25 protein-coding genes, 1 tRNA gene and 2 pseudogenes are annotated in these 25,528 nt (G+C 74.0%); 13 read left to right on the top strand and 15 right to left on the bottom strand.

The features are described from left to right. Positions 1-20: 20 nt before the first annotated feature. Positions 21-386 (bottom strand): DUF6204 family protein, encoded by a 366-nt coding sequence (locus ACIPXC_RS21080; protein ID WP_401620296.1) that lies wholly within the window; start codon positions 384-386, stop codon positions 21-23. A 102-nt stretch (positions 387-488) separates the two neighbouring features. Between ACIPXC_RS21080 and ACIPXC_RS21085 the strand changes: the two genes are divergently transcribed. Next, positions 489-1,772, top strand: a complete 1,284-nt coding sequence (locus ACIPXC_RS21085; RefSeq protein WP_401620298.1) for a VWA domain-containing protein — start codon at positions 489-491, stop codon at positions 1,770-1,772. After that, positions 1,772-2,578 carry a hypothetical protein gene (locus tag ACIPXC_RS21090; RefSeq protein ID WP_401620301.1) on the top strand — a complete coding sequence of 269 codons (807 nt, stop codon included), beginning with the start codon at positions 1,772-1,774 and terminating at the stop codon, positions 2,576-2,578. Before ACIPXC_RS21085 ends, ACIPXC_RS21090 begins: the two co-directional genes overlap by 1 nt. A 298-nt stretch (positions 2,579-2,876) precedes the next feature. On the opposite strand, the gene ACIPXC_RS21095 is transcribed toward ACIPXC_RS21090, so the two are convergent. Then, positions 2,877-5,453, bottom strand: coding sequence for a serine hydrolase (locus ACIPXC_RS21095; RefSeq protein ID WP_401620303.1), 2,577 nt, complete (start codon positions 5,451-5,453; stop codon positions 2,877-2,879). Between the two features lie 223 nt (positions 5,454-5,676). On the opposite strand from ACIPXC_RS21095, the gene ACIPXC_RS21100 reads away from it, so the two are divergent. Beyond that, positions 5,677-6,342, top strand: a complete 666-nt coding sequence (locus ACIPXC_RS21100; RefSeq protein ID WP_401620305.1) for a lysophospholipid acyltransferase family protein — start codon at positions 5,677-5,679, stop codon at positions 6,340-6,342. 27 nt (positions 6,343-6,369) lie between these two features. Here ACIPXC_RS21100 and ACIPXC_RS21105 read toward each other — a convergent pair whose 3' ends face one another. Then, the gene (locus ACIPXC_RS21105) at positions 6,370-6,801 is read right to left on the bottom strand and encodes a GNAT family N-acetyltransferase (protein WP_401620308.1); all 432 of its coding nucleotides are present in this window, start codon (positions 6,799-6,801) and stop codon (positions 6,370-6,372) included. Positions 6,802-6,895: 94 nt separating this feature from the next. On the opposite strand from ACIPXC_RS21105, the gene ACIPXC_RS21110 reads away from it, so the two are divergent. Further along, on the top strand, positions 6,896-7,075 hold the full coding sequence (locus ACIPXC_RS21110; RefSeq protein WP_401620311.1) for a hypothetical protein: 180 nt from the start codon (positions 6,896-6,898) through the stop codon (positions 7,073-7,075). Between the two features lie 388 nt (positions 7,076-7,463). On the opposite strand, the gene ACIPXC_RS21115 is transcribed toward ACIPXC_RS21110, so the two are convergent. Both ACIPXC_RS21115 and ACIPXC_RS21120 read right to left on the bottom strand, forming a co-directional pair. Then, positions 7,464-8,504 carry an alpha/beta hydrolase gene (locus tag ACIPXC_RS21115; RefSeq protein WP_401620396.1) on the bottom strand — a complete coding sequence of 347 codons (1,041 nt, stop codon included), beginning with the start codon at positions 8,502-8,504 and terminating at the stop codon, positions 7,464-7,466. 17 nt (positions 8,505-8,521) lie between these two features. Next, the gene (locus ACIPXC_RS21120) at positions 8,522-10,030 is read right to left on the bottom strand and encodes an AMP-binding protein (RefSeq protein WP_401620314.1); all 1,509 of its coding nucleotides are present in this window, start codon (positions 10,028-10,030) and stop codon (positions 8,522-8,524) included. Between the two features lie 120 nt (positions 10,031-10,150). On the opposite strand from ACIPXC_RS21120, the gene ACIPXC_RS21125 reads away from it, so the two are divergent. After that, complete coding sequence (locus ACIPXC_RS21125; protein ID WP_401620317.1) at positions 10,151-10,888, top strand: class I SAM-dependent methyltransferase; 738 nt, start codon at positions 10,151-10,153, stop codon at positions 10,886-10,888. 129 nt (positions 10,889-11,017) lie between these two features. Then, entirely contained in the window at positions 11,018-11,431 is a 414-nt protein-coding gene (locus tag ACIPXC_RS21130) for a rodlin (protein ID WP_401620319.1), read from the top strand. Between the two features lie 202 nt (positions 11,432-11,633). Here ACIPXC_RS21130 and cynS read toward each other — a convergent pair. Beyond that, a pseudogene (cynS, locus tag ACIPXC_RS21135) lies at positions 11,634-11,922 on the bottom strand (cyanase); the annotation flags it as partial. Here cynS and ACIPXC_RS21140 point away from each other — a divergent pair. After that, a pseudogene (locus tag ACIPXC_RS21140) lies at positions 11,920-12,111 on the top strand (transcriptional regulator CynR); the annotation flags it as partial. The pseudogenes cynS and ACIPXC_RS21140 sit on opposite strands and share 3 nt — an antisense overlap. Positions 12,112-12,184: 73 nt before the next feature. Then, positions 12,185-12,472 carry a hypothetical protein gene (locus ACIPXC_RS21145; protein WP_401620322.1) on the top strand — a complete coding sequence of 96 codons (288 nt, stop codon included), beginning with the start codon at positions 12,185-12,187 and terminating at the stop codon, positions 12,470-12,472. 286 nt (positions 12,473-12,758) lie between these two features. Here the strand turns inward: ACIPXC_RS21145 and ACIPXC_RS21150 are convergent, their stop codons facing one another. From ACIPXC_RS21150 to ACIPXC_RS21175, 6 genes are all read right to left on the bottom strand, one after another. After that, positions 12,759-13,589 carry a class I SAM-dependent methyltransferase gene (locus ACIPXC_RS21150; RefSeq protein WP_401620325.1) on the bottom strand — a complete coding sequence of 277 codons (831 nt, stop codon included), beginning with the start codon at positions 13,587-13,589 and terminating at the stop codon, positions 12,759-12,761. Between the two features lie 112 nt (positions 13,590-13,701). Then, positions 13,702-13,926: an antitoxin MazE7 gene (locus ACIPXC_RS21155; RefSeq protein ID WP_392579186.1), complete on the bottom strand. Its 225-nt coding sequence runs from the start codon at positions 13,924-13,926 to the stop codon at positions 13,702-13,704. Between the two features lie 71 nt (positions 13,927-13,997). Next, positions 13,998-15,230: a mannosyltransferase family protein gene (locus tag ACIPXC_RS21160; RefSeq protein WP_401620328.1), complete on the bottom strand. Its 1,233-nt coding sequence runs from the start codon at positions 15,228-15,230 to the stop codon at positions 13,998-14,000. A 177-nt stretch (positions 15,231-15,407) separates the two neighbouring features. Further along, positions 15,408-15,875 (bottom strand): hypothetical protein, encoded by a 468-nt coding sequence (locus tag ACIPXC_RS21165; protein WP_401620331.1) that lies wholly within the window; start codon positions 15,873-15,875, stop codon positions 15,408-15,410. Beyond that, a complete protein-coding gene (locus tag ACIPXC_RS21170; protein ID WP_401620333.1) occupies positions 15,868-16,365 on the bottom strand; it encodes a SigE family RNA polymerase sigma factor in 498 nt (165 codons plus the stop codon). Before ACIPXC_RS21170 ends, ACIPXC_RS21165 begins: the two co-directional genes overlap by 8 nt. A gap of 322 nt (positions 16,366-16,687) precedes the next feature. Next, positions 16,688-16,761 (bottom strand) — tRNA-Met (locus ACIPXC_RS21175). Positions 16,762-17,049: 288 nt separating this feature from the next. On the opposite strand from ACIPXC_RS21175, the gene ACIPXC_RS21180 reads away from it, so the two are divergent. Further along, positions 17,050-17,253, top strand: coding sequence for a cold-shock protein (locus tag ACIPXC_RS21180; protein WP_030036890.1), 204 nt, complete (start codon positions 17,050-17,052; stop codon positions 17,251-17,253). Positions 17,254-17,329: 76 nt separating this feature from the next. Here the strand turns inward: ACIPXC_RS21180 and ACIPXC_RS21185 are convergent, their stop codons facing one another. Next, a complete protein-coding gene (locus tag ACIPXC_RS21185; RefSeq protein WP_401620337.1) occupies positions 17,330-17,593 on the bottom strand; it encodes a hypothetical protein in 264 nt (87 codons plus the stop codon). 214 nt (positions 17,594-17,807) lie between these two features. Between ACIPXC_RS21185 and ACIPXC_RS21190 the strand changes: the two genes are divergently transcribed. Then, positions 17,808-18,509, top strand: coding sequence for a ribonuclease H (locus ACIPXC_RS21190; RefSeq protein WP_401620340.1), 702 nt, complete (start codon positions 17,808-17,810; stop codon positions 18,507-18,509). A gap of 11 nt (positions 18,510-18,520) precedes the next feature. Here ACIPXC_RS21190 and ACIPXC_RS21195 read toward each other — a convergent pair whose 3' ends face one another. Then, on the bottom strand, positions 18,521-19,276 hold the full coding sequence (locus ACIPXC_RS21195; RefSeq protein ID WP_401620343.1) for a beta-glucanase: 756 nt from the start codon (positions 19,274-19,276) through the stop codon (positions 18,521-18,523). Between the two features lie 208 nt (positions 19,277-19,484). Here ACIPXC_RS21195 and ACIPXC_RS21200 point away from each other — a divergent pair, with 208 nt between their 5' ends. From ACIPXC_RS21200 to ACIPXC_RS21210, 3 genes are read left to right on the top strand one after another with little or no spacing between them, the layout of a single operon-like run. Continuing rightward, a complete protein-coding gene (locus tag ACIPXC_RS21200; protein ID WP_401620346.1) occupies positions 19,485-20,345 on the top strand; it encodes a hypothetical protein in 861 nt (286 codons plus the stop codon). Further along, complete coding sequence (locus ACIPXC_RS21205; RefSeq protein ID WP_401620349.1) at positions 20,345-22,504, top strand: ABC transporter substrate-binding protein; 2,160 nt, start codon at positions 20,345-20,347, stop codon at positions 22,502-22,504. The genes ACIPXC_RS21200 and ACIPXC_RS21205 overlap by 1 nt, the downstream gene beginning before the upstream one ends. Positions 22,505-22,510: 6 nt before the next feature. Then, the gene (locus ACIPXC_RS21210; RefSeq protein WP_401620352.1) at positions 22,511-24,685 is read left to right on the top strand and encodes a bifunctional serine/threonine-protein kinase/ABC transporter substrate-binding protein; all 2,175 of its coding nucleotides are present in this window, start codon (positions 22,511-22,513) and stop codon (positions 24,683-24,685) included. Positions 24,686-24,690: 5 nt separating this feature from the next. On the opposite strand, the gene ACIPXC_RS21215 is transcribed toward ACIPXC_RS21210, so the two are convergent. Continuing rightward, positions 24,691-25,311: an L-threonylcarbamoyladenylate synthase gene (locus ACIPXC_RS21215; protein WP_401620355.1), complete on the bottom strand. Its 621-nt coding sequence runs from the start codon at positions 25,309-25,311 to the stop codon at positions 24,691-24,693. Between the last annotated feature and the right edge of the window lie 217 nt (positions 25,312-25,528).

Genomic DNA, 25,528 nt, shown 5'->3' on the forward strand with positions numbered 1-25,528 from the left:
CGGCCGGTACCGGTCCCCGGTCAGGCCTGCGACCCGGCCCGTGCGGCCTCCCGGCGCTGCCGCTTGCCCAGCGGAGCCAGCGACAGGTCCTGGGCCTGCGAGCGCAACTGCTTGAAGCCGTAGCCGCGTTCCGTCAGCCAGCTCTCCGCGGCCAGCTCCGCGCGCGCCGTGGCGTCGAGGATGTCCTCCTCCGCCTCGCCCGATTCCAGGAAACGGAAGGTGAAGAAGGGACGGGCCGCCAGGTCGTACGTGAGGTGCCCCACGGCGGTGAACTCCGCGCGCAGCATGTCGTGCTCGGGCGCCGCCGCGAGAAGCTCGGCCCGCTGGCCGTCGGTCAGGCCGTCGAACGCGCCGCGGACGGTGATGCGGAAGGTACGGGTGCTCATCCGGGCAGCCTAGGCCGGACGCTCCGTCCCGCGCATCCGGATATCGCCCCGTCCGCCCGGCCCGATTTTTGGATTGCCGACGATCCTCAATACGATCCGGCGATGATCACAAGAAAACGGCTTGCGGCCCGGGCCTGCGGCCTGTTCGCCGCACTGGCCGTCGGCCTCTTCCCGGCGAGCGCCACGGCCGCCGACGAACCGACGGCGAAGGAACCACCCAAGGTCGACCTGGTCCTGGACGTCAGCGGCTCCATGCGGGCCAACGACATCGACGGCGGGTCCCGGATGGCCGCCGCGAAGCAGGCTTTCAACGAGGTCATCGACGCCGTGCCCGCCGAAGTGCGCCTCGGTATACGGACCCTGGGCGCCGACTACGCGGGTGACGACCGGACCCTCGGCTGCAAGGACACCAAGCAGCTGTACAAGGTCGGCCCCCTCGACCGGACCGAGGCCAAGACCGCCGTCGCGACGCTCGTCCCGACCGGCTGGACCCCGATCGGGCCGGCCCTGCTCGGCGCCGCCCAGGACCTCGAGGGAGGCAACGCCACCAAGCGGATCGTGCTCATCACGGACGGCGAGGACACCTGCGCCCCGCTCGACCCGTGCGAAGTGGCCCGCGACATCGCCGCCAAGGGCATCCACCTGGTCATCGACACCCTCGGCCTGGTCCCGGACGCCAAGACCCGGGCCCAGCTGACCTGCATCGCCGAGGCCACCGGCGGTACGTACACCTCGGTCCAGCACAAGGCCGAGCTCTCCGGCAGGGTCCGCCAACTCGTCGACCGGGCCGCAGACCCGGTCGTCAACCCGGTGGCGACCGAAGGCGCGAAGCAGTGCGCGGGCGCCCCGCAGCTGAAGGCCGGCCTCTACAGCGACCGCGAGACCTTCGGCGAGCACCGCTGGTACCGGGTGGACGTCCTCCCGGGCCAGGAGCTGCGCGTCTCGGTGAGCATCGGCGCCGACCGGGCCGTCAACAACGACTACGGCGTGCTGCTGCGCGCCACGACCGTCCACGGGCGGGAGATCGTACGCGGCTCGGAGGCCGGCGACGGGCGTACCGACGTCCTCTCCACCGGCCTGCGCTACCCCAAGGCGGAGGTCGACGACTCCGACTCCGACTCCGACGCGAAGCCCGCGGCGGAGACCGTCTGCCTCCAGGTCAGCAACTCCTTCTCCGCGCCCGCGTCCGTCAAGACCACCCCCGGCATGCCCGTCGAGCTGACCATCGACCTGGTCGACGGCCCGGACGGCACCTCCGACGCGGCGGCCTTCGGCCTCGGCCGCGGCTGGTGGACGCTGGCCGTGCTGGTGCTGGCCGGACTGCTGGCAGGCCTGGTGTGGGGATGGATCTCGCGCTGGCGCATCTCCGTCTGGAGGACCAACTGATGCGTACCGTACGCACACTGACCGCGGGCCTGCTCGCGGCGGCCGCCGCCCTCGCGGTGGCCGGTACGGCCGCCGGCCCGGCCTCCGCGGACACCCCGTCGCCGAGCGCCACCGCCGGCAAGGGCGGGACCGGCACGGAGGCCGCCCCCACCGAGGCGGGCACGAGCTTCCGGACCGCCGCCCCGTTCCGGCCCGGCCAGAAGGCCACGGCGGGCGCCTCCAGCGGCGACTACCTCTACTGGGCGCTTCCGGTCGACGCCCAGCAGCGGGTCACGGTCAAGGCCACGGTCACCCTGCCCGAGTCCGCCGCCCGGCACGGCACCTCGACGTGGCAGCTCGACGTGTACGACGGCCTCCGCCGCCGACAGGCCTGCACCTACGGCGCCCAGAGCCGGGCGGCGGCCAAGGAGGCCGCCTCCGTCGAACTGTCCTGCACCCTGCGCACGGTCCGCGCCGGTGCGGAGCCGTGGGCCAATGACCCGCTGCCGGGCAGCTACTACGTCCGGCTGACGGTCGTGGACCTGCCGGAGGAGGACCTCGGTCTGCCGGTGCGCGCGGCCGTCGAGGCCGGCGTACAGGAGGAGGGCGGCGCCTTCGCGGTGGACGGGGCCCTGGCCGAGCCGCTGGTCGCCGGGACGGTGACCGGCTCCCTGCGCGAACCGGAGGACGGCTGGTCCGGCGGCCGGTGGTCGGACCGCTGGCTCTGGACCGCGGCCGGTGGGGTGCTCGGCGCTCTCGCGGGCATCTTCGGGTACTCCCTGACGCGCGGCACGGGCCGCCCCTCCCGGGTGCCGCCCGGCGCCTGACCCGGCTCCCCGGCCGGTCTTCCGCCCCCGGCGGACGGCCGGCGGCCGACGGGAGCGGCAGGGTGGTCACGGCACCGGCCGTGACCACCCTGCGCGGGCCGCGTCCGGCAGCGGGCACTGGGCCATGCGGGGACGGGCCCCTCAAGGCCTCCCGGCCCCGTCCGAAGGAGAGGGAGGCCGCGACCGGGCACCGGCACGGAAGCGGCCGCCTCCTGACGACCGCTCACCTTCCGCCGGCGTCCGTGCCCGCCCGCCGGACGGCCCAGGACACCGGCCGGCGGGCACCGCACGGCCCGCCTCAGCCGAGGCGGGTGAGCCTGGTACCGAACGAGGGCTCGGCCAGGGCTCCCTTGACGGCCACCGGGACGCTCCGGGCGCCGTCGCCCTCACCCGCCGTCAGCACACCGACCTCCGTGCCGTCCTTCGCGGTGTGCGGCAGCGGCGAGGCACCGGGCTTCAGCGACAGCTTGAACTGCTGGCCCGGCATGCTGATCACGTCCAGGTCCTTGACGGCCACGAGCGCAGTGCGCCCGCCGAGCCCGTCGTCCACGTGGCCGACGACATCACCCTTGCGGACGAGCGGGGTGGAGGCGAGGGCCGTCCGCACCGACTCGATGATCTTCTTGCTGTTGGCCTTCACCAGGGCCAGGCTGTTGAGGGCGTCCTTGTCGGGAGCGGGCGCGCGTTGCTCCATCAACGAGCCGATGATCAACTGGTCCTTGTCGCCGACCGTCTTGTACGCCGCCCACACGAAGGTCCCGCCGGCGGGCGTGCTGGAACCGGTCTTGATGCCGCGGATGCTCAGGCCCGACTCCGTGAGCAGGTGGTTGTTGTTGACGAGCTTCTCGCCAAGTCCCTTGATGGGGGCCTCGGGCAGGGCGACGATCGCGCGGAACGCCTCGTCCTTCATCACCGCCTCGGCGAGCTTCAACTGGTCGGTGGCGGTGCTGACGGTGCCCGCGTCCAGCCCGCTCGGGTCGGTGTACGTGGTGTCCTTCATCCCGAGTTCCCGGGCGGCGGCGTTCATCTTCTCGACGAACGCGGCCTCGGAGTCGGTGCCCGTGTCCCAGCGCGCCAGCAGGCGGGCGATGTTGTTGCCCGAGGGGATCATGAGCATCTTCAGCATGTCCTGCTGGCTGAACTTCGAGCCGGCCGTGAGGCCGGTGATCCGGGACTCGTGCTCGGAGTTGCCGTCCGCCACGGCCTTCGCGTCCACCGTGATGTCCGGACCCGGATCGGCCTTGCGCAGCGGGTGGTTCTTGAGGATCACGTAGGCCGTCATGATCTTGGCGACGCTGGCCGTCGGGACGGGCTTCTGCTCCCCGAAGGTCGCGACGTCGCCGGAGCCGACGACGCGAACGGCGCCCTGGCCCTTGGCGGGCCACGCCAGGGAGACCTGCCCGTCGACGGTGTGGTCGGTCTCGGCGGCGACGAGCCGGGGGTCGGGCAGGGGCCGCAGCATCTGGCCGCCGATGCAGGCACCGACGAGCAGCAGCAGGATCGGCGTCCACACCTTGACGCGCCGCAGCACGGTCCGGCGCGGGGTCTCCGCCGGGGGAGGGGTGTTGGTGAGCTCGGCCAGCAGGTCCAGCGGGGGCAGCGGCTGTGGTGCGGGGGCCTGCGGCCTGGCCTGGGGGTGAGCCTGGGGCCGGGTGTGCGCGGTGACGGGCGGCGCGGCGTCGGGTTCCTTGAGCGGGACGAACCGACTGGTCCGCTCGGGGTCCGGATCCGGAGCCCGGCCGGAGTCCTCCTCCCGGGCCGCGGCCCACGAGGGCACCTTCCGAGCGCCGTCCTCGGGCCGGGGCCCGGGCTCCGCCTCGGCGGTCGTCCTGGGCTCGGGCGACGCGGCACCGGACACGCGCCCCGCGCCGTCCGCGGCCTCGGGCTTCGGCTTGGCCGCCGTGGCACCGGGCACGCGCAGGACCTGGGTCCGCGAGTTCCCGGCCTCGGGCTCGGGCTCGTCCTCGGCCTTCGGCTCGGTCGCCTTGGGCTCGGGCACGCGCAGGACCTGCGTCCGCGAATCCTTCGCCGCGTCCGCGTCCGCGTCCGCGTCCGGGTCAGTGTCCTTGGCCTCGGGTTTCGGCTTGGCGGCCTTCCTGGCTTCGGGAGTCGCGGTGCCGGGCACGCGCAGGATCTGCGTCCGCGAATCCTTGTCGGCGCCCGCGCCCGCGCCCGCGCCCGCGTCCTCGTCGTCGGGCTCCGGCTTGGCGGCCTTCCTGGAGTCGGGCGTTGCGGTACCGGGCACGCGCGGGGCCCGGGTCCGCGAGTTCTCGCCCTCGGGCTCCGCCTCGGCGGACGCCTTGGTCTCGGGCGCCCTGGGGTCGGGTGCTGCGGTGTCCGGTACGCGCAGGACCCGGTTGCGCGGCTCCTCCGCGTCGGTCTCGTCCTCGGTCTCGGCCTCGCTGTCCGGTTCGTCGGCGGCGGGTGCGGGTGCGGCGGGAGCCTGCGCCCGGGTCTCCGCTGCCCGTGCTTCGGATGCGGGCTTGGTGTCGTGCGGCTGTGATTCCCCGGCGTCCGCCCCCTCGGCGGCACCCTCCGGCCGGCTTTCCGTCTCCGCCCCGGTGCCGGCCGCCGGAGAGTCCTGCGCCGCCTCGGCCTCAACCTCGGCAGCGGGCCGCGCGTCCGTGTCCTGCGGCTCCTGCGCCCCGGTCGGTCCGGGCTCCGAAGAGCCCGCGGAGTCCGAGGAGCGCGTCGAGTCGTCCGTCTCCGTCTCCGTCGCCGTGCCCGTGTCCGTCTTCGTGCCGGCCCCCGCGTCCGCCGCCGCGGACTCCGGCTCTGCGGGCGACGCCGTCTTCTCGGGGCCCTCCCCCGTGACGGTGGTTCCCTCGCTCTTCGGGTCGTCCGAGGAACCGCCCGTCACCGTTACCGCCTTCATCCAAGCCCCGCCTTGCCGCTCACACTGTGCAGATACCGTGCGGCGAGGCACTGAGAGGGCCCCGCCACACTGCTAGATGCGGGCCGCGCACCGCACGTTCCCCCGGACCGATCTTGTGACCGTTCGGTCATATTCGGTGAGTACGGCTACTCATGACCGCGCCGTCCGCCCCGCGGACGATGGACCGCAACACCACCGCCCGCACCATCGAACGGGGCCGTCCATGCTCAGCCGAATCGCCACCGCCCTGGTCCCCGCCTTCGGGCGGCTGACCGTCACCGCCGATCCCGGTGCCCGGCCCGCCACCGGCTCCATCCTCGTGGCCAACCACACCTCCCTCGCCGACCCCGCCGTCGTGGTCGCGGCGTTGCGCCGGCACGGGATCGAGCCGGTCATCCTGGCCACCGCCGGACTGTGGCGCGTGCCGCTGCTCGGTCCGGCCCTGCGGCGCGAGGGGCACATCGCCGTGCACCGCGGGACCGCCCGCGCCGCGGACTCCCTGGACGCCGCCGCGGTCGCTCTCGCCTCGGGCCGCAGCGTGCTGCTGTACGGCGAGGGAAGGCTGCCGGCGCGGCGCGACGCGGGGGAGTCCGCTCCCGGCCCCTTCCGCAGCGGTCTGGCCCGTCTCGCCGCCGCGACCGGAGCCCCCGTCGTCCCGGTGGGCCAGGCCGGCTCCCGCCGCCTGTGCTCGGGCAGTGGCGCCAAGCAACTCGCCGGGGTCTTCACGGCGCCGCTGCGCCGGCCCTGCCTCCACGTGCACATCGGTTCGCCGCTGCACCTCCCCGACCGGGTTCCGGAGGCGACCGACCGCGCCCGTGAGGCCGTCACCGCGGCCTGGCGCACCGCCGCGTCCGCCGTCGGGGAGGACGCCCGCGCGGCGGCCCTATGACGGCTCGGCGGTGACGGTGGACTGCCCTCAGAGGAGCGGCTTCTCGAAGCTGAAGGCGGTCACGGCCATCCGCTCACGGAAGTAGAAGCGGTGCGCGTCGGTCCGCTGGGTGCCGGAGTCCAGGGTCAGGGCGGTGCACCCGGCGGCCCTGGCGTGCTGTTCCAGGTGTGCGAGCAGTGCGCGGCCCACACCGGTGGAACGGGACGCGGCCGAGGTGACCAGATCGTCGACGTAGAGCTTGCGGACCATGGACGTGGTGGCGACGACGCGCCAGCCCGCCGCGCCCACGCACACCCCGTCCGTGTCGTAGGCCGCCGTGAAGCGCAGCCCCTGGCCCTGCCCCTCCGCGAGGACCGAGAGGAAGAGCTCCTCGGTAAGGTGGGGACGCAGTTCGAGCAGCACGGGAAGCAGGTCGGCGGTGAGCCGGGCGTCGCCGGACTCCAGGTCGATGATCTTCATGCGGGCAGCGTAACCGGACGCACCGCGGCGGGCGGCGCGGCGGCAGGGCGGACGCGGACCGCGGTTGTCGGACCCCGGCCCTACTCTTGATCACGTGAGCCCGACCCCAGACGACTTCGCCCCCGAACGCTCCCTCGCCGAGATCAACGCCGACATCCGCTGTCTCTTCGCGCGCGCCGAAGGCCGCCTCTCCGACGCCGAGCGCATCCGCCACGCCGCACTGCTCCAGGAATGGGCCACGGCCGTGCGGGCCTCGGTGGTCCCGGCAGCCTAGTGCTGTGACCGCAGAGATTCACGGGGTCGCGGCGCCCGGACACGGCACCTCGCCGTGTCGTCGGACCACGCGCGTACGTCCCGTACAAGCCGCGGCCCTCCGCCGTGCGATCCACCGCACCGGACACCGCGACCCGGCACACCTTTAAGAACGCTCACAGCACTGGGCGCGCCCCGGCGCGGTGTTCTCCGACGGGTCGATCGTGCTCTGCGCACAGGACACCCGGTCGTTCTGGCTTCTGGTGACCACGGGACCGCAGCGTGGCCGGGGGTGGCTGGTCGCCGACGCGGGCGCCAGCCCCGTTCCCGACGGCGAGCCCGCCCGGAGGGAGTGGGCGAGGAACAGGCGGGCCGTCCGACGGTCCGTCGGAGGCGCGGGCACGGGCTGCTCAGACGGCGCCGCGCGCCGGCCGGGTGAGGAGCCGCCGGAGCCAGCGGGTGCGGGCCTCGCGGGCGTCCCGGCTGAGGGCCGCCTCCGGTGCGAAGGTGTCGAAGCCGTGGAACGCCCCGGGCCACACGTGCAGTTCGGCCCGGCCGCCCGCCTGCCAGATCGCGTTGGCGTAGGCCACGTCCTCGTCCCTGAGCGTCTCCGCCGATCCGACGTCGATATAGGCGGGGGGCAGCCCGGACAGATCCGTGGCCCGCGCGGGTGCCGCGTACGGCGGCACGTCCGCGGTGCCGTACAGGTCGCCGAGCAGCGCCCGCCACGCCGTCGCGTTGGAGGTCCGGTCCCAGACGTCCACACCGGCCATCTGCCGGCTGGAGACGGTTGCGGCGCGGTCGTCGAGCATGGGACACAGGAGCAGTTGCCCGATGGGTGCGGGCCCGCCCCGGTCGCGGGCGAGCAGGGCGAGCGCGGCGGCGAGGCCGCCACCGGCGCTCTTCCCGCCGATGACGAGGCGTTCCGGGTCGATGCCCAGGTCGGCCGCGTGCGCGGCCACCCAGGTGAAACCGGCGTAGCAGTCCTCCACCGGCCCGGGATGCCGTACCCGGGGTGCCAGCCGGTACTCGACGGAGATCACGGCCATCCCCAGCGGGAGGGCCCATTCGCGGAGCAACCGCGGGAGCACGGAAGGGGCGTTGCCCATGATCATGCCGCCGCCGTGCATGTAGTACAGCAGGGGCAGCGGCCCGCCCAGCCCGGCGGGGCGCGCGCTCAGCAGGGTCACGTCGGGCTCGCCGGGCGGCCCCGGCACGCACAACTCGTCGACCTCGAACCGGCCGCCGTCCCGGAGCTCCCCGACGGTCGGCCGCGGCCGTACGGCGGCGTCCCGCTCCTGCAGTGCCGCCAGGTTCTCCGGAGTCAACGGCTCCGCGACCGGCCCGCCCCCCAAGGCCGCCAGTGCCACGGCGAGTTCGGCATCGATCAACGGCGGCGCACACCGCGCCGCGGAGCCGGAACGGGAGCCGGAACCGGGCAGGTTTCCCATGAGATCCATCCGCCCAGTCAACCACCCCTCGCCCGGCTGCGGGCGCCCGCCGCCGCGCGGGCCCGCAGCCGGCGTTTGTCCGGTTTTCCCCGCGCGGTGAGCGGGATCTCCCGTACCCAGAACACGGTCGTGGGCCGGTGGGCCCGGGCCAGGGACCGTTCCGCCAGGTCGCAGGCCTCGTCGGCCGCCGCCGGACCCGGTGCGCAGCCCGCCGCCGGGACCAGGAAGGCGCACACCTCCTCGCCGGTGGTGTCGCTGTGCCGGCCCACCACCGCGGCCTGCGCCACGGCGGGATGCCGGGCCAGCGCCGCCTCGACCGGCACGCAGTACACGTTGTCCCCGTCGACCATCACCACGTCCACGGCCCGGTCGTCGAGGTACAGGTAGCCGTCCGCGTCGAAGTGCCCGAGGTCCCCGGTCCGCAGCCAGCCGTCCCGCAGCACCTCGGCCGTCGTCCCGGGCCGGCCCCAGTAGCCGGACATCATCGCCGCCGACCGGGTCCACACCTCGCCAGTGCGTCCGGCAGGCACCGCCCCGCCCCGCCCGTCGCGGACCTCGGCCTCCACCCCCTCCACGGGCCGTCCGACCGACCCCAGCAGCTCCGGCCGCCCGCCCACCGCGGCATCGTGGTCGGCCGGGGTCAGCCGGCAGATCACCCCCGCCTCGTTCGTGCCGTACCCCTGCCGCCACCGGCCGCCCCAGCGCGTCACCGCCTCCCGCAGCCGTTCAGGGTGGACCGGGGAGTCCCCGTACGAGACCACCTCCAGCCCCGGCACCCCGTGGGCGGTCACCGGATCGTCCAGCAGCCGGTACACCATCGACGTCGTCAGGTACGTGGACACCGGCCCCAGCCGCCGGCAGGCCGCCGCGAACTCCCGAGTCCCGAAGGGTTCGAGGATCTCCACCCGGCCGCCGGCCCGGAACTGCTCCAGGCAGCGGCCGCCGGACCGCTGTGCGAGCGAGGTCACCGACAGGTAGCGGGTCCTCGCCCAGCCCGCAGGCCGTACGGAGTTCCGCGCGGCCATCGCACCGAAGGTCGACGCCACCCCCTTGGGCCGTCCAGTCGTCCCACCGGTGTACGTCACCCGCGCCACGTCGTCGTCCCGCGCCCCCACCGGCACCGGCACGGCCGCGCGCCGACCGGCCCGCCGGAGCGCCTCGTCCAGGTCCAGCCGGAGCGCGCCCGTACCGGGCACCGGCACGTCGTGCACCACCAGGTCCGGCCGGCAGTCCCGCAGGACGAAGTCCAGCCCGTACAGCGCCGGTCCGGCGACGACCTGCGTCAGCCGCGCACCCAGCAGATGCGCGGCGATCCGTACCAGCAGCACCTCCGGCCGGTTCGTGCCCGCCACACAGGCCAGTCCCGAGCCGCGCCCGATCCCCGACTCGGCCAGCACCGCGGCGAGCCGCCGAGCCGCGTCGAGCACGTCCCGGAACGACAGCACCACAGGGCCGGATCCGAGCGCGGGCCGCCCGGAGTTCCTCTCGAACGCCTCGACCAGCTCCGTGACATACCGCGCGGCCACCACGTGCGATCCGCCTCTCCCCGTACCGAGGGTGACCGTACGGTCACCCCTGCCGTGCGGCCCCCCACCACACCGGCGGCCCACTGCACGGAAGGACGGCCCAGCGGCATCATGGGCGGCATGACGACCGAATCCCGTGCTCGTTCATTCAGCTCCGCAGCGGCACGCTACGCCGCGAGCCGCCCCTCGTATCCGCCCGAGCTCTTCGACACGCTGGCGGAACTGGCCGGCTTTCCCCTGGCCGGCGCCCGAGTCGCCGACGTGGGCGCGGGTACGGGAATCGCCACGTCCCTGCTTCAGGCGCGCGGTGCCCGCGTGGTCGGGGTGGAACCGGGTGAGGGCATGGCCGCCGAGTTCCGGCGCCGTAACCCCCGTACCCCGCTGGTGCGCGCGGACGGCAACAGGCTGCCGCTGTCCTCCGGATGCCTGGACCTGCTGACGTACGCGCAGTCCTGGCACTGGACCGATCCGGACCGCGCCGTTCCGGAGGCGCTGCGGGTACTGAGGCCCGGCGGCGCGCTCGCCATCTGGCACAACGACCCCGACGTCACCGTCGGATGGATCGCGGAGCAGCAGGCGCGCATCGAGGCCCGGTTCGGGCCCGGCTGGTACATCAACGAACGCGCCCGCTCGCAGGCCGGGCTGCGGTTCACCGACCGTCACCTGTCGTGGTCGCGCAGGGTCCCGGTCGACACGCACCTGGCCAAACTGTCCACCCATTCCCTCTTCCTCGTCGGCGAGCCCGGGACGGACGGTTTCCTGGCCGACGAACGGACCCTGCTGATCCGGCACTTCCCCGACGGCTGGGTGGAGGAGCACTACGTGGTCGAACTGAACGTGGCGGTCAGGGGAGGGTGAGGGTGAGGGTGACGAGCTGACGAGCGTGGCGGCATGCCGCCGATCGGGTGAAGCACCGGAACCCGCCGTCGCCCCGCCCGTTGATCAAGACGCTCACCCCCATGCACTCGTGCGACACAAGGACCCTTGATGCTCAAGAAGATTATGGCCACCGCCGCCGCCACCGCATCCATCGTCGGCGCGGGCGCCGCCGTGGCCGCCCCGGCCCTGGCCATCGGCAACGACAACGGGATCAACACCGTCAACGGCAACGGCGCCCAGCAGATCTACGGCAACCAGAAGACCCACGGCGACCAGAGCCCGCAGCTCGGCCTGGTCCAGGGCACGCTGAACAAGCCCTGCATCGGTCTGCCGGTGAAGGTCAACGCCCAGTCCCTGGTCGCGCTCATCGCCAACGTCGGCGTCCAGGACATCAACGTCCTCTCCAACCCGCAGAACCAGCAGTGCACCGAGAACTCCACCCAGGCCAAGGGCGACGAGCCGCTCTCGCACATCCTGGACAACATCCCGGTCCTGTCGGGCAACGTCTCGTCCGGCAGCTGACGAGTTCCCTCGTACGAGCCGGGGCCTCCGACGCCTGCGCGAGTGCCCACGGGGCCCCGGCTTGTTCCACCCGGATCCGCCGATCCGGCCTTCGAACGGCGCGCGGCGGCCGCACGGCCGCCGACGTGGGCACCGATCTCCACACCACAGAGCCTCCGCCCGACCGGGCCGGAGGCTCTGTCGCGATCCGCCGCCGCAGCCGTCAGAAGGGCCTGGCCGGCAGGTACTTCCCGGCCGGCGTGATGACGGAGCGCCCACCGCCCTCGGGATCGGCGGCCTTCCACCGTAGAGCCGAAGCCGATCGCGCTGATGATGCCGTCCCCGAACTGTGCGTGGACCAGGGCCTTCAGGGTCGTGCCGTAGACCCGGAGCATCTCGTGGAAGCGGTGGATCGTCGGATCCGTCGGGACGCCGCCCGGGACCGACCCGCGGGTCGGGACGGTCCGCAGCAGGCGTACCACGTCCTCGTCCAGGTCCAGCAGCCGGGCGAGGCGAACTCCGTCCAGTCCCTCACCGAAATCGTCCGACGCACCTCACTGGCCACCGTCCTGCCCGACGCCGTCGCCCACGACCATCCGCACCTCCGCCCGGTCGCCCTCGGCCCGGCGCTGCCCTCCCGCACCGTCACCGTGCTGACCACCCACCGGGTCCGCACCCGCGGTCATCCCGCCGCGGAGTGACCGCGGTGATCGTGCTGCGGCGCCGCGACGTGTGAACCGGCCGCGGGGGGTCCCATCCGGTAGCTTCGGTTCCATGACCACTGAGCCGCAGAGCTTCGAGATCCTGGTGGTGCCCGAGCACATCGAGAACCTCCGTGGGGCCTCCCCGGCGGACCGCGCACTGAGGTCGGCCGTGGTCGAGGCGACCGGCGAGCAGGGGTCCTCCGGATATCCCCGCTACCGGGGGCAGGGCGTCGAGGCCGACATCGACCCCGCCACGCGCACCATCGAGGCCCTGCTCATCGACGGCGCGGAGCTGGACTACGGGCTGATCGCCATGATCGCCCCCGAGGACCGGGGCCGGGACGCCCGCCGTACGTAGGGGGCCACCTCGGGGTGGACCCGGGCGTGGAGTCACCGCCCGGACGGCAGGGTCCGGCCGGACCCGTGCGGGGGCCGGGCCGGACCCGTGCGGTGCGGGCGGTGACGCATCCGTGCGGTGCGGGCGGTGACGCATCCGCCTCGGCCGGAAGGGCTCGGCGCTCTCGGCAGGCCAGGCGCAGCAGCTCTACCGGGTGGCGGGGCCCGGGCCCACCTGGCCAACGTCGACAACAACCGTGTGCACCGTGAGTGGTGCACCGGGGCTGGCGGCGGCGGGTGCTGTGGCGTCAGCCCCGCCGGTGGGCGGTCAGGAGCAGGTACTCCCACTCCATGACGCCATCCGCGGTGTGTTCGGCGGCGAGGGCGTCGAGCGCCGCGTCCAGGGCGGCGACCTTCTCCGGATCGTCGCCCACCGCGCGGTACACGGCCATGGTCGGCCCGTAGCAGGCCTTGAAGAACTCCCTGAAGTCCGGCGGGTTCTTGAAGAGGGTCACGGTGACCGTCCGGCGGTGGGCGACGACATCGGTGACCGCGTCGCCGAGCAGCTCGTGGACGTACTCCTCGTTCCCCCAGAGCGGCGGCGGCTGCACACCGGGTGGGGGCGGTGGGGCGTACGGCTTCATCGTCGCGAACAGCCGTCCGACGAAGCCCTCGGGGGTCCAGTTGATCAGCCCGACCGTGCCGCCGGCCCGGCACACGCGCAGCATCTCGTCGGCTGCGGTGCGGTGGTGCGGGGCGAACATGATGCCGAGGCAGGACATGACGACGTCGAACTCGCCGTCCGCGAAGGGCAGCGCCTCGGCGTCCGCCTCCCGCCACTGAAGCTGCGCGCCCTGCACGGCGGCCAGGTGCCGCCCGACCTCCAGCAGTTCAGGGGTCAGGTCGGACGCCACGACGTCGGCCCCGGCCAGAGCGGCCGGGATGGCGGCGTTGCCGGAGCCCGCCGCGATGTCGAGAACCCGGTCACCGATCTGGATCCCGCACTCCTTCACCAGCAGCGGCCCCAGCGGGGCCACGACGTGGGAGGCCACGGACGGGTAGTCGCCCATGGCCCACATCGCACGGTGCTTGGCCTTCAGCCTGTGGTCGGCCTGCTGCGCCTCGTTCGCATCGGTCATGACAGCCGTCCTCCAGCGCTCGAAGCGGTCCTTCCCCGAGACTAGGGACAATGCGCCGGACCGGCCCGCCGACGGGGCCACCCGGGTACCGGCGCCCCGCCGGCCGGGTCGGTCACGGCCTGAGCCCGCCGAAGTCGCGCGCGAAGCCCTCACGGAAGCCGGGCCGTTCCAGCGCGGCCTCGAAGGCCCGTGCCGCGCGGGCGAGCGCGGTCGCGTTCTCCTGGGCGGCGGTGAGTTCGGCGAGGTACGCGCGCAGGCTCAGTCCGCGGTCGGCGGCGAGTACGGCGAGCCGGTCGCGCACATCGGTGTCGACCTCGACGGTGGTGGTGTCGGCCATCCTCCGAGTATGCGCGTCCGGGGCCCGGCCGGGGGCCCGTTCGCCCGGCCGGTACCCCGCCGCCCGGCGGGCTATCCGGCCCAGCGTCCGGTCAGGAAGGTGATGGCCACCGTGGTGCACAGCGGCCCGGCGACGTACAGGTAGGCGCTTCGCACCCGGGGGCGGCGCAGGCTCCAGCCGGCGAGGGCGATCCACAGCGGCCACCACAGCAGGGTGGAACGGGGTACGGAGGTGTACCAGTAGGAGGTACCCAGCGCCCACAGGGTGAGCGCGATGTAGAGCGCCTCGGGCCAGTGCCGGCCCCGTACCAGTACGGCCAGGAGGACCACGCCGGTCACCATCGCCAGGAGTTCCGCCTGCCACATCAGGGCGTAGCCCGTGGGCTGGGTGTGTCCGAAGGCGGCCGTCCAGGTGTGGGACCAGGCCTCCCACGGCAGGTGGAACTCCCGGTACCAGCCGCGCTCCTGGGAGTGCTTCCAGGCCATCCAGTCCCCGGTCCACGTATGCAGGTACCAGCTGTGGAGCAGTGGGGGGAGGGCCGGCAGGAACAGCCAGGGGGCCCTGAGCCAGGCAGCGCGGGTCCGGGCGGCCAGCAGGAAGTGGAGGGCGAGCGCGGCCGCGAGGAAGAGTCCGGTGACTCGTACCGAGCAGGCCAGGCAGGTCAGGACGGAAGCGGTGGCCCAGCTGTGGCGCTGCGCAGCCAGCCAGGCGGGCAGGGCGAGCGCAAGGAAGAGGGACTCGGTGTAGCCGGCGGCGAGGAACACCGCGCAGGGCGAGACCAGCAGGAAGGTCACGGCGCGGGGGCCGCCTTCGGGGTCGCCCAGCCGGTCGCGGGCGATGCGGGCGAGGGCCAGGACGGCGACGCCTCCCGCGACGAAGGAGATCAGTGCTCCGGAGGCGGCCCAGGAGGGGACGACCGTGTGCGCGGCGCGCAGGACCAGCGGGAAGCCCGGCAGGAAGGCCTCCCGGTTGTCCCAGCCGACCGTCCAGGGGCCGGTGGCGTTGGGGAAGTAGCCCTCCTCGGCTATGCGGAAGTAGAACACCCAGTCCCAGCGCTGCCAGGGCGTGAGCAGCGACGCGGGCCGGTGGCTGTCGCCGTCGGCGGGGAACAGCCGGCCGACGGCGCCCGCGGTGGCCCAGATGCCGACGCGGGTCAGCAGGTAGAGCCACAGCACCTCGCGGTCGGCCGGCCCGAGTCGGCGCAGGACCGGGAGCGGGCGGCGGCGGGGGGCCGGTGCAGGGCCCGTGGGGGCGGGCCGCGAGCGGGGGGCCTCGGCCGGTCGGTGCGAGGCTGAAACGGACATGAGGGGATCTCCAGGCCGGCTGAGGGTGTGCGGAACCGCCGGCCGGGGTTTCCGGGCCGGTGTCCGCGGGCGGTGACGGGGGCGGTGACGGGAGTGTGGTGAGAGCGGGACGGGGGCGGGGTGGGTACGGATGCGCGGCGGGTGCGGTGGGTCTCGGCCCGACCGGACCGGCGGTTGCTACCGCGGCGGTTGCGTGCTGGTGCTGGAGGGGGGCGGCGAGCCGGGGTACGCCGAACTCCGGGGCGGGGTGGCGCTCGTCGTCGCGGTGGCCTCGCCGGTGCCCGCGGTTGCGCTGGGCGGGGACGGGGAGGTCCTGGTGGTCGGCGCGGAGGGGAGCGCAGACGTCGCCACGGTGGTCGGCAGGGAGGTCGGCAGGGAGGTCGGCAGATCGGAGGGCGGTACGGGAGAGGGCGTGGTGGCCGGGAGCGTCGGCCGGCCGGTGTCCTGCGGCAGGAACGCGGCCAGCGCCGCGCCGGATCCGCCGAGCAGCAGACAGCAGGCGGCGGCGATGCCAGCGATCCGGCGCCGCCGGACCCGTTCGCCGTGGTGCTCGATGACGGAGACGGGCGGGAGCGTGGCCGCGGACTGCCCGGCGGAAGCCGCGGCGCGGAAGGCCGACCGCAGCGGGTCGGGGGACTCAGGCATCGGGAGTCTCCTCGGTGCGCGGTTCCTGCAGATGATGTGAGAGGGCGGCCCGGCCGCGGGAGAGGTGTGTCTTGACCGTGCTGGCGGACAGTGAGGTCTCGGTGGCGATCTGTTCGACCGTCAGGTCGCACAGGTAGTGCAGCGCCATCGTGCGGCGCTGCTTCAGCGGAAGCTGCCGCAGCGCTTCGACGAGGGCTACCGCCTCGGGTTCGGGACCCTCGACGTGCGGTGCGGGAGCACTGCGCCGCCAGGCGTCGGCGGACCTCCGGCGCACGCGCCAGCGGCTGACCGCGAGCCGCCACGCGACGGTGCGGATCCACGCCTCCGGCCGGCCGTCCCGGTCCAGCTGGCTCCGGCGCCCCCATCCCCGGACGAAGGCCTCCTGCACCACGTCCTGCGCCTCGTGGTGATCACCGAGCATCACGTACAGCTGTCCAGTGAGCCTTCCCGCCGCTTGTGCGTAGAACGCTTCGAACTCCTCGACGGTCAAAAATCGCTCCCGAATCCATGTATCCCTCTCACCGGGCATACGCCCGGCGCACCGCATCCGGTCGACATCGAACGACAGGAACTTCTGTGACTGCGGTCACATGGCGGGCGGCCCGCTCATCGTCGCGCCGAGCCGCGCCGGGCCGCGCCGGGCCGCGCCGGGGACGGCGGCGCCACGAGCCCGGCAGGGCCAGGCGGGGGCCCGGTGGGTGAGGCGGCGCGGGGGCGGGGGAGGGCCCGGCAGGCATCCGCCGGGGCGCGGGCGGCGCCCGGAACGGCGGAAGGGCCCGGATCCACACAAGGATCCGGGCCCTTCCGGGCAGTAGCGGGGACAGGATTCGAACCTGCGACCTCTGGGTTATGAGCCCAGCGAGCTACCGAGCTGCTCCACCCCGCGTCGGTGGACCTCACCCTACGGCATCCGGGGGACGGTCCTCGATGCATTTTCGGGCCGTCCTGCCCGGCAAGTCCGTACAAGGGCGAAATCCCGCCGCGCAGGCGTGATCATTCCCCCTGGTGACAGTGCGTGCGTGCGTGTACCTTCTCCGGTAGCTGTCGTGGTTCCAAGTGCCTTGCCCGCGCCTTCCGGTGTGGGCAGTTTTGCTGTGTTGTGCCGTAGGACCAGGGCGATCACCTCCGTTCTCCACGCGGTGTGGAGGACGTACGTCAACGGGAAGGCATGGACATGGCTACGGGAACCGTGAAGTGGTTCAACTCGGAAAAGGGCTTCGGCTTCATCGCCCAGGACGGCGGCGGCCCGGACGTCTTCGCCCACTACTCGGCGATCAACGCCACGGGCTACCGTGAGCTCCAGGAGGGTCAGGCCGTGACCTTCGACATCACGCAGGGCCAGAAGGGCCCGCAGGCGGAGAACATCACCCCCGCCTGATCCCCGGTCGGCCCGGGCTGCCGCCAGGGCTCCGGAGAACCGTTTCCTCCCCCGGTTGGGCCGGGAGAGCGCATGATCAGGGCCGTGCGGCGCCGCCGCACGGCCCTGATCCGTCCGCGGCCCGGAGCGGGTCCCTCCGCCCGGCCGTCCGCCGGGTGCTCCGGATCCGCGCCGCCGCCCCGACGACGGCGAGTGCCATCGTTGCCACCCCCGATGCCGCCAGCACCCCGCGGGGCCCCATCAGCGCGATCAGGGGCCCGCCGAGCGCCGTACCCACCGGCCCGGCGGTCAGCAGGGCCGCGCTGCGGGCCGCGCCCTGCTGGACACCGGCGCGGACCACGGTGCCACCCGGCAGTGGCGCGCCCTGGCCGAGAGCAAGCTCCCCGAGCTGGACCGCTTCATCCGGCAGACGCAGATGCTGCGCGACGCCGTCGCCGACTGCCTCGCCTGCGGATGCATGAACTTCGACAAGTGCGGGCTGCTCGCCGAGGGCGGACCGGGCTCCTGACCGGCCGCGGGCCGTACCGCCCCCGGGGATGAGGCATGATCGGGGGATGTCTGATCGCATCATTGCCGCCTGTGACGGAGCGGCGAAGGGTAACCCCGGGCCTGCCGGCTGGGGATGGGTCATCGCCGACGCCGAGGGGCGCCCCGAGCGCTGGGAGGCCGGTCCGCTGGGGCGGGCCACCAACAACGTCGGGGAGCTCACCGCGCTCCAGCGGCTGCTGGAGGCGCTGACGCCGGGGACGTCCGTCGAGGTGCGGATGGACTCGCAGTACGCGATGAAGGCCGTCACGCAGTGGCTGCCCGGCTGGAAGCGCAACGGCTGGAAGACCGCCTCCGGCGGGCCCGTCGCGAACCGTGAACTCGTCGAGGAGATCGACCGGCTGCTGGCCGAGCGCGATGTGACGTTCCGCTACGTCCCGGCGCACCGCGAGGACGGCGACCACCTGAACGCGATCGCCGACCAGGCCGCCAGCGACGCCGCGCTCAGGCAGGAGGCCGCGGGCACGGCCCTGGGGAACGCGGACATGCCGGTACCGGCTCCCGCCGCGCCCGCGCGCCAGAAGTCCGGTACGGCGAAGAAGCGGTCGTCCGCCGGTTCCGCTACGGGCCGGGGGAGCCGGGCCATCAAGGCGAAGTTCCCCGGCAGCTGCCCCTGCGGGAAGCCGTACGCCGTCGGCGACATGATCGCCAAGAACGGCAGCCGCTGGGGTCATGAGACCTGCGCGACCGCGGCCGCCGACAGCGCGTAGGGGGCGGTGGGTCAGCGGCGGATCACCCGGAGGTAGGCCACCTCGTACGACATCGAGGACACGCCCGGCTCGGGCTTCGGGTGGTAGCGGCCCGCGCAGACCGAGAGGTTGACGATCAGGTAGGCGCGCCAGCGGCGGCCCACCCCGCGGCGGTCGGCGAAGACCTGCTTGCCGTTGACCCACCACACGACGGAGCGGGACCCGAACTCGACCTTGAGGTCCACCCAGCCGCCCGGGCGGATCGCCGGGTCCCGGTGGTAGCGGGAGCCGCCCCTCACGTGGTTGGACAGCTCGAGCAGGTCGGGGTTGTCCGGGTGGTACTCGAAGACGTCGATCTCGTTGTCGCCGTCCAGCCAGGTCCAGATCGCCGGCCAGGCCCCGAGCTCGACGGGCAGCCGTACGCGGGACTCCAGTACGTCGCCGGTCCGCACCATGAACCCCTCCTCGCTGCCCTCGGTGGTCAGCAGGCCCGCGTTCCAGTTGCCGTCCGGGCGGCGGGCGGCCCGGAAGGTGCCGGTCCGGCTGAAGGAGGGGTCCGGTACGAGGTGGTCGAGCTTGTTGTCGCCCGGGTTGGTGGGGCCGCCGTTCGGATAGGCCCAGGAGCGTCCGGCGACCCACTGGCGGGTCGAGGTGAAGTCCGCCGTGAAGACCGGGGCCCGGGCGACCGCCGCGCTTTCGTCGTCACGTCCGGGTGCGGAGGAGGCGGAGTCGGCGGAAGTGGAGCGTCCGAGGAGCCGTCGGAGGCGGTCGAGAATCTGAGTGAGCACATCGCTCCTTCCCGAGAACGCGAGCCCTTGCAGCATGCCCATCCCCGAGGGAATGCATACCGGTCAACCGGTTTGCATTTCACCCGCCATGCCCCCGCCCGGACGGCGGACCGCCCCGCCCGGACGGGATCCGGCCCCCAACACCGCTTGTGCATGCGACAGTTGAGTGCCCCCGCTGCGGGGTAGCATCCGTGCCGTTGGGGGGACTGTGACACGACGCCATCTCGCGCTGCGCGCCTACGACGGCGCGCCGGCAGGTGTGTTCTTCGTGGCCGCGATGGCAGCGACAGCCGCGATGACCGCAGTGGCCGCGTTGACCGGGTGCACGGCCGAGGGGACGGCCGGGAGCGGGGCGACGAGCCGCGCCCCGACGGCGTCCCCCGCGCCGTCGACGTCCGCCACCGCGCCCTCGGCCGTCTCCCTCGTGCCGGAGCTGGACGAGTCCAGGCAGCCGAGGACTGCGGCCGAGGCCCGGGAACTCCTCGCCCGGATCCTCATCACCGAGGACGCCTTCGGCCCGGGCGTCGTGCGCAGCACACCGTTCGAGAGCAGTTCCGGCCGCTGGCCCGTGCTCGACGAGGCGTGCGTGTGGCAGACCGCCGACCTGCCGCCGGACGTACTCGCCACGAACACCCGCTACTTCCAGATCCCGGCCGCGGACGGCCACGGCCGGGTCCGGCTCAACGCCACGGTGACCGTCCACCGCGACCGCCGGGAATCGGGCTGGGAGACGGCGCGCGCCATGGAGGAGGTCCTGCGCTGTCCCGACCAGAAGCTCCGCGAGGGCGAGCAGCTGGGGGGCCTGCTGGGCAACGCCATGTACCAGGGGGAGCAGCTGAACAACTGGAGCGAGGACGCCTTCAACGAGATCGGCACCTACGTCAGTGAGCGGGACGGCGGACCCCACCGGTACTTCTGGTATCAGGCGCAGTTCGGCCCGGTCACGGTGGCCATCGCGGGCAAGGGCGCCGAGGGCTTCGAGGAGGAGACCCTCAGCCAGCTTGTCGTCCAGGGCAACAGCCGCATGATCGCGCAGGCCAAGCAGGTCCTCGGAAAGGCGGCCGGCTGATGGAGCAGCTGCATCCCGCCGACCCGTCCCGGATCGGCGGCCACCGCCTCCTCGGCCGGCTCGGCGCCGGTGGCATGGGTGTCGTCTACCTCGGCCGCACCGACGACGGCGCGCTCGCCGCCGTCAAGGTCATCCGCGCCGAACACGCCGAGGAGTCCGACTTCCGGGCCCGGTTCCGCCGCGAGGCCGAGATCGCCGCCGAGGTCGAGAGCCCATGGGCCGTCAGGATCACCGGCGCCGACCCCGACGCCCGGGAGCCATGGCTGGCCACCTCCTTCGTCGCCGGACCCTCCCTGGCCGAGGCCGTCTCCGCCCACGGCCCGCTCCCGCTGCGCGCCGTACGGATCCTCGGCAAGGCCCTGGCCAAGGCCCTCCAGGTGATGCACGCGCAAGGCCTCGTCCACCGCGACGTCAAACCCGGCAACGTGCTGCTCGGCATGGACCGCCCCCGGCTGATCGACTTCGGCATCGCCCGCGGCGGCGAGCACACCGCCCTGACCTCGGCCGACGCCGTGCTCGGCACCCCCGGCTTCCTCCCGCCCGAGCAGGCCGAGGGCAGCCCCGCGGAACCGTCCGGCGACGTCTTCTCCCTCGGCTGCCTCCTCGCGTACGCCGCCACCGGCCGCCTGCCCTTCGGCGCGGGCACCGTGGAGGCCGTGCTCTACCGCACCGTCCACGACGAGCCCGACCTCGGCCCGGAGCTCCTCGCCGACCCCGAACTCACCGCCCTGCTGCGGACCTGTCTCGCCAAACACCCCGACATCCGGCCCACCGCCGCCGGGCTCGACGAGGCCCTCGTAGAGGACACCCCGGACGAGGGGACCGACTGGCTGCCCGACCCGGTCGTCGCGACCATCGCCGAACGGGCCGCCGCCCTGCTCGCCCTGCCCGGCATCGAGGAGACCGTCGCCGACCCGGAGGCCGCCCCCGCACCCGGCGGGACCGGACCGGTGTCGTCCCGCAGGCGGTTCCTCACGATCGCCGCCGGGGCCGTCCTCGCGATCGGCGGCGGCACGGCGGGCTGGCTGGCGCTGCGCGAGGACGAGAAACCGAAGGGCGCGCCGGCAACCGCCGCCCGGGCATGGGTGATCGGCGTACAGGCCGACCTCTCCGGCCCGCAGAAGACCGCCGGCATCGCGCAGGAACGCGGCGTACGGCTCGCCGTCGACGCCTTCAACTCCCGCAAGGACAGGCCCTTCACGCTCACCGTCGCCACCGCCGACGACGCGGGCGGGGCGGACCGCTCCGCGGCCGCCGCCACCCGCCTCATCGCCGACCCGGACGTACTCGCCGTGATCGGCCCCACCGGGAACGCCACGGTCACCCCGTGCCTGGAGCTGTACGGCGAGGCGGCGCTGCCCCTGCTCACCGTCTCGGCCCTGGCGAGCGCCTTCAGCGTCGCCGACCGCCGCAGCTTCTTCCAGGTCAGCCCCATCTCCTTCATCCAGGGCTCGGCGCTGGGCCGACAGCTCGCCCGGCAGCGAGGGGTGAGCAGGCTGGGGGTCCTGTGCGACCGGGACGGCGACGTGGAGGGCTGGCAGGCGATCCTGCACGCGACCCGCACCATCGCCGTCCACGTCCTGGGAGCCACCGTCCATCCACGGGTCGTCCCGCGCGGCACACAGGACCTGTCCCCGGTCGTCACCGACATGCTCGCGCACGGCATCGACGCCTTCTTCTACACCGGCACCCCCCAGGGGGCGGCCAGGACCGCCCTCCTGCTGAACGCGGCCGGCTACCGGGGCCACCGGGCAGCCGACTACACCGTCATGGGCCCGGAGTTCCTCGCCGCCGCGGGCCCTGCCGCGGAGGGCTGGCAGTGCGTCGCCCCCTACACCGGCCCCGAGGCCCCCGAGACCGCCGAACTGGCCCGCGCGCACCAGGCGGCCTTCGGCACCGCGCCCGGCATCTGGACCGCGGAGGCCTACGACGCGGCGGGCCTGGTCATCGACCGGCTCGTCGCGGCGGCCCGCGGCGGGGGCCGCCCGGCCCGCGCCGAACTGCTCGCCGCCCTCGCGGAAGGTTCCTTCCGCGGCCTGACCAAGGAGTACGCCTTCGGCAAGGACCGGACGGTGAAGGGCAACACCTACTTCCTCCACCAGGTGGAAGGCGGCCGGATCCGGTACGTGGGCCCGGTCGCCGAAGCCGCGGCCGGATAGCGGCGGATGCGCCCCCTCCTCCCCGCCGATCCGGCCGTGATCGGCGGGAACCGTCTGCTGGGCCGCCTGGGTTCGGGCGGCATGGGCACCGTCTACCTGGGCCGTTCCCCCGAGGGTGTCCTGGTCGCGGTCAAGGTGATCCGCGCCGACCACGGCGCGGACCCCGCCTTCCGGGCCCGGTTCCGCCGCGAGGCGCAGGCCGCCGCCCAGCTGACCGGACGCTGGATCGTCCCGGTGGTCGCCGCCGACCCGGAAGCCCGCGCACCCTGGCTGGCCACCCCGTTCGTTCCCGGCCCCTCGCTGGCCGAGGCGGTGGGCGGCCACGGACCCCTGCCCGCCAGGACCGTACGGATCCTCGGCGTCCGGCTCGCCGAGGCACTCGCCGAGGTGCACGCGGCCGGGCTGATCCACCGCGACGTCAAGCCGGGCAACGTCCTGCTGGCCCCGGACGGGCCCCGGCTGATCGACTTCGGGATCGCGCGGGTGGCCGGGGCGACCACGCTCACGGCCGTGGACGCGGTCGTCGGCACCCCCGGCTACCTCGCACCGGAGCTGGCCCGTGCGGGCGGCCCCTCCGCCGGTACGGCCGCCGACGTGTTCTCCCTCGGCTGCGTCCTGGCGTACGCGGCGACCGGGACCGGTCCGTTCGGCGGCGGGCACGCGGCCGCGGTGGTCTTCCGCACCGTCCACGAGGAGCCGGAACTCGGCGCACTGCCGGCCGAGTTGCGCGCAGCGGTCGGCGGATGCCTGCGGAAGGAACCGGCTGACCGGCCGACCCTCGCCGAGCTCACCGCCCTCCTCGGGCCCGACCCGGGCGGCGCGGACCCGGCGGCGGCCGGGGACTGGCTGCCCGCCCCGCTGCCCCGGATCATCGCCGAACGCTCCACCCGGGCCCTGGACCTGCCCGCCCCGGAACCCACCCGGATCGACGCACCCGAGCCCGCCCGGATCGACGCACCCGAGCCCGCCCGGCAGTTCACCCGCCGACGGCTGCTCGCGGCCGGCGGGGCCCTGGTCGCCGCCGCCGCGCCGATCGCCTGGTACACCACCCGCGGACCCGGGGGAGGTCGCGGGACGGCCGGCCCCGACCGGAACCTCCCGGTCCTGACCCTCGGCCTGCAGGCCGACCTCAGCGGGCCCGGCCGGGCGACCGGCCGGGCCCACGAACGCGGCATGCGGCTCGCCCTGGACCGGCACAACGCCCGGTCCGACGCGGCCTTCCGGCTGGCCCTGCGCGTCGCCGACGACGGCGGGGACCCGCAGCGCGCCGCGCAGGCCGTCAAGGAGCTGATCGCCGACCCGGCGGTGCTCGCGGTCACCGGCCCCACCTGGGACGCGGCCGTGCCGGTGCTGGCCGACGCCTGCCTCGCCGCGGACCTCACCCTGCTCCTGGTGTCGGTGGACACCCCGACCAACGCCACGACGCTGTGGCGCACGGCCTGCGCCACCCGCCCGAACGACGAGGGCCTCGGCCTCCCGGTCCTGCACTACCTCTCCCGGGTGCGGATCTCGCGCCGTACGGCGGTCGTCGAGGACGCGGCGAACGGATCACCGGCGTGGCTGGTCACGCGGGCGCTCCAGCAGAGCCCCCCGGCGCAGGGCACGGTGAGCGTCCACCGCGTCCCCGAAGGCGGCTCCGGCTTCGCGGGCACCGTACGCGCACTGACCGAAGCCGGAGCCGAGGGCGTCGTGTACGCGGGCACCTCGCCGCAGCGGGCGGGCGAGCTGGCCCGCGAACTGGCCGACGCCGGGTTCCCGGGTCCGCGCGTGGGACTCCAGCACGCCATGGAACCGGCCTTCCACACCGCGGCCGGCCCGGCCGCCGAGGGCTGGGTGTTCAGCGCCCTGTTCACCGACCCGTCGGCCGCGTCCGGCACCGCCGATTTCGTCGCGGCCCACCGCAGCGCCTACGGCGAACCGCCCGCGCGCTGGGCCACCGAGGCGTACGACGCGGTGGGCCTGCTGGCCACCGCCCTGACCGGGCTGGAGGGCGAGGGCCGCGACAGGGCCGGGCTGTCCCGTCGCATCTTCCGTACGACCCACCAGGGCCTCGCCAAGGCGGTCGCCTTCGACACCAGGACGCGCGCCCTGACCGGGGACAACCTCGCCCACCTCTACCGGGCCGAATCGGGCCGGTTCCGCTACCTGGGCCGGTACGCGGACGTACGCACCGACCCGTGAGCGGACTACTCGAACCGTGAGGTGTCGCCGGCTCCCCGGCGGACGATCTCGGCGTCACCGGAGGAGAAGTCGATGACCGTGGTCGGCTCGGTGCCGCAGTCACCCGAATCCAGTACGGCGTCCACCTCGTGGTCGAGCCGCTCCTTGATCTCCCAGCCCTGCGTCATCGGCTCGGTCTCGTCCGGCAGCAGCAGGGTGCTGGACAGTAGCGGCTCGCCGAGCTCGGCGAGCAGGGCCTGGGTGACGACGTGGTCGGGGATGCGGACGCCGACGGTCTTCTTCTTCGGGTGCAGCAGCTGGCGCGGCACCTCCGAGGTCGCCGGGAGGATGAAGGTGTAGCTGCCCGGTGTGGCCGCCTTGATGGCGCGGAAAACGTTGTTGTCGATCTGCACGAACTGCCCCAGCTGGGCGAAGTTCTGGCACACCAGGGTGAAGTGGTGACGGTCGTCCAGGTTGCGGATCGACCGGATCCGGTTGATGCCCTCCCGATTGCCCAGCTGGCATCCCAGCGCGAAGCAGGAGTCCGTGGGGTAAGCGACGAGCCTGCCCGAGCGGATCATGTCCACCACGTTGTCGATGGTGCGCCGCTGGGGATTCTCGGGGTGCACGTCGAAGTATTTCGCCATCCGCCGAGCCTACGCCGTCGGCGGATGGCCGCCGACAGCTCCCGGGGCAGCCCCCGGCCGACCACCGGGCGGCCGGGGGCTGCCCGGTGGCCGCCCCATGGCCGCCCCATGGCCGCTCCGGACGCTTCCCGGCGGTTTCGGGGGGACGATGAGAGGTGACCGTACGCCCCGGACCTCCCCGGACCGCGCCGCACCAGGGGCCGGACGGGCCGGGCCG

This window comes from Streptomyces sp. NPDC090021, from assembly GCF_044748225.1.
Lineage (GTDB): Bacteria > Actinomycetota > Actinomycetes > Streptomycetales > Streptomycetaceae > Streptomyces.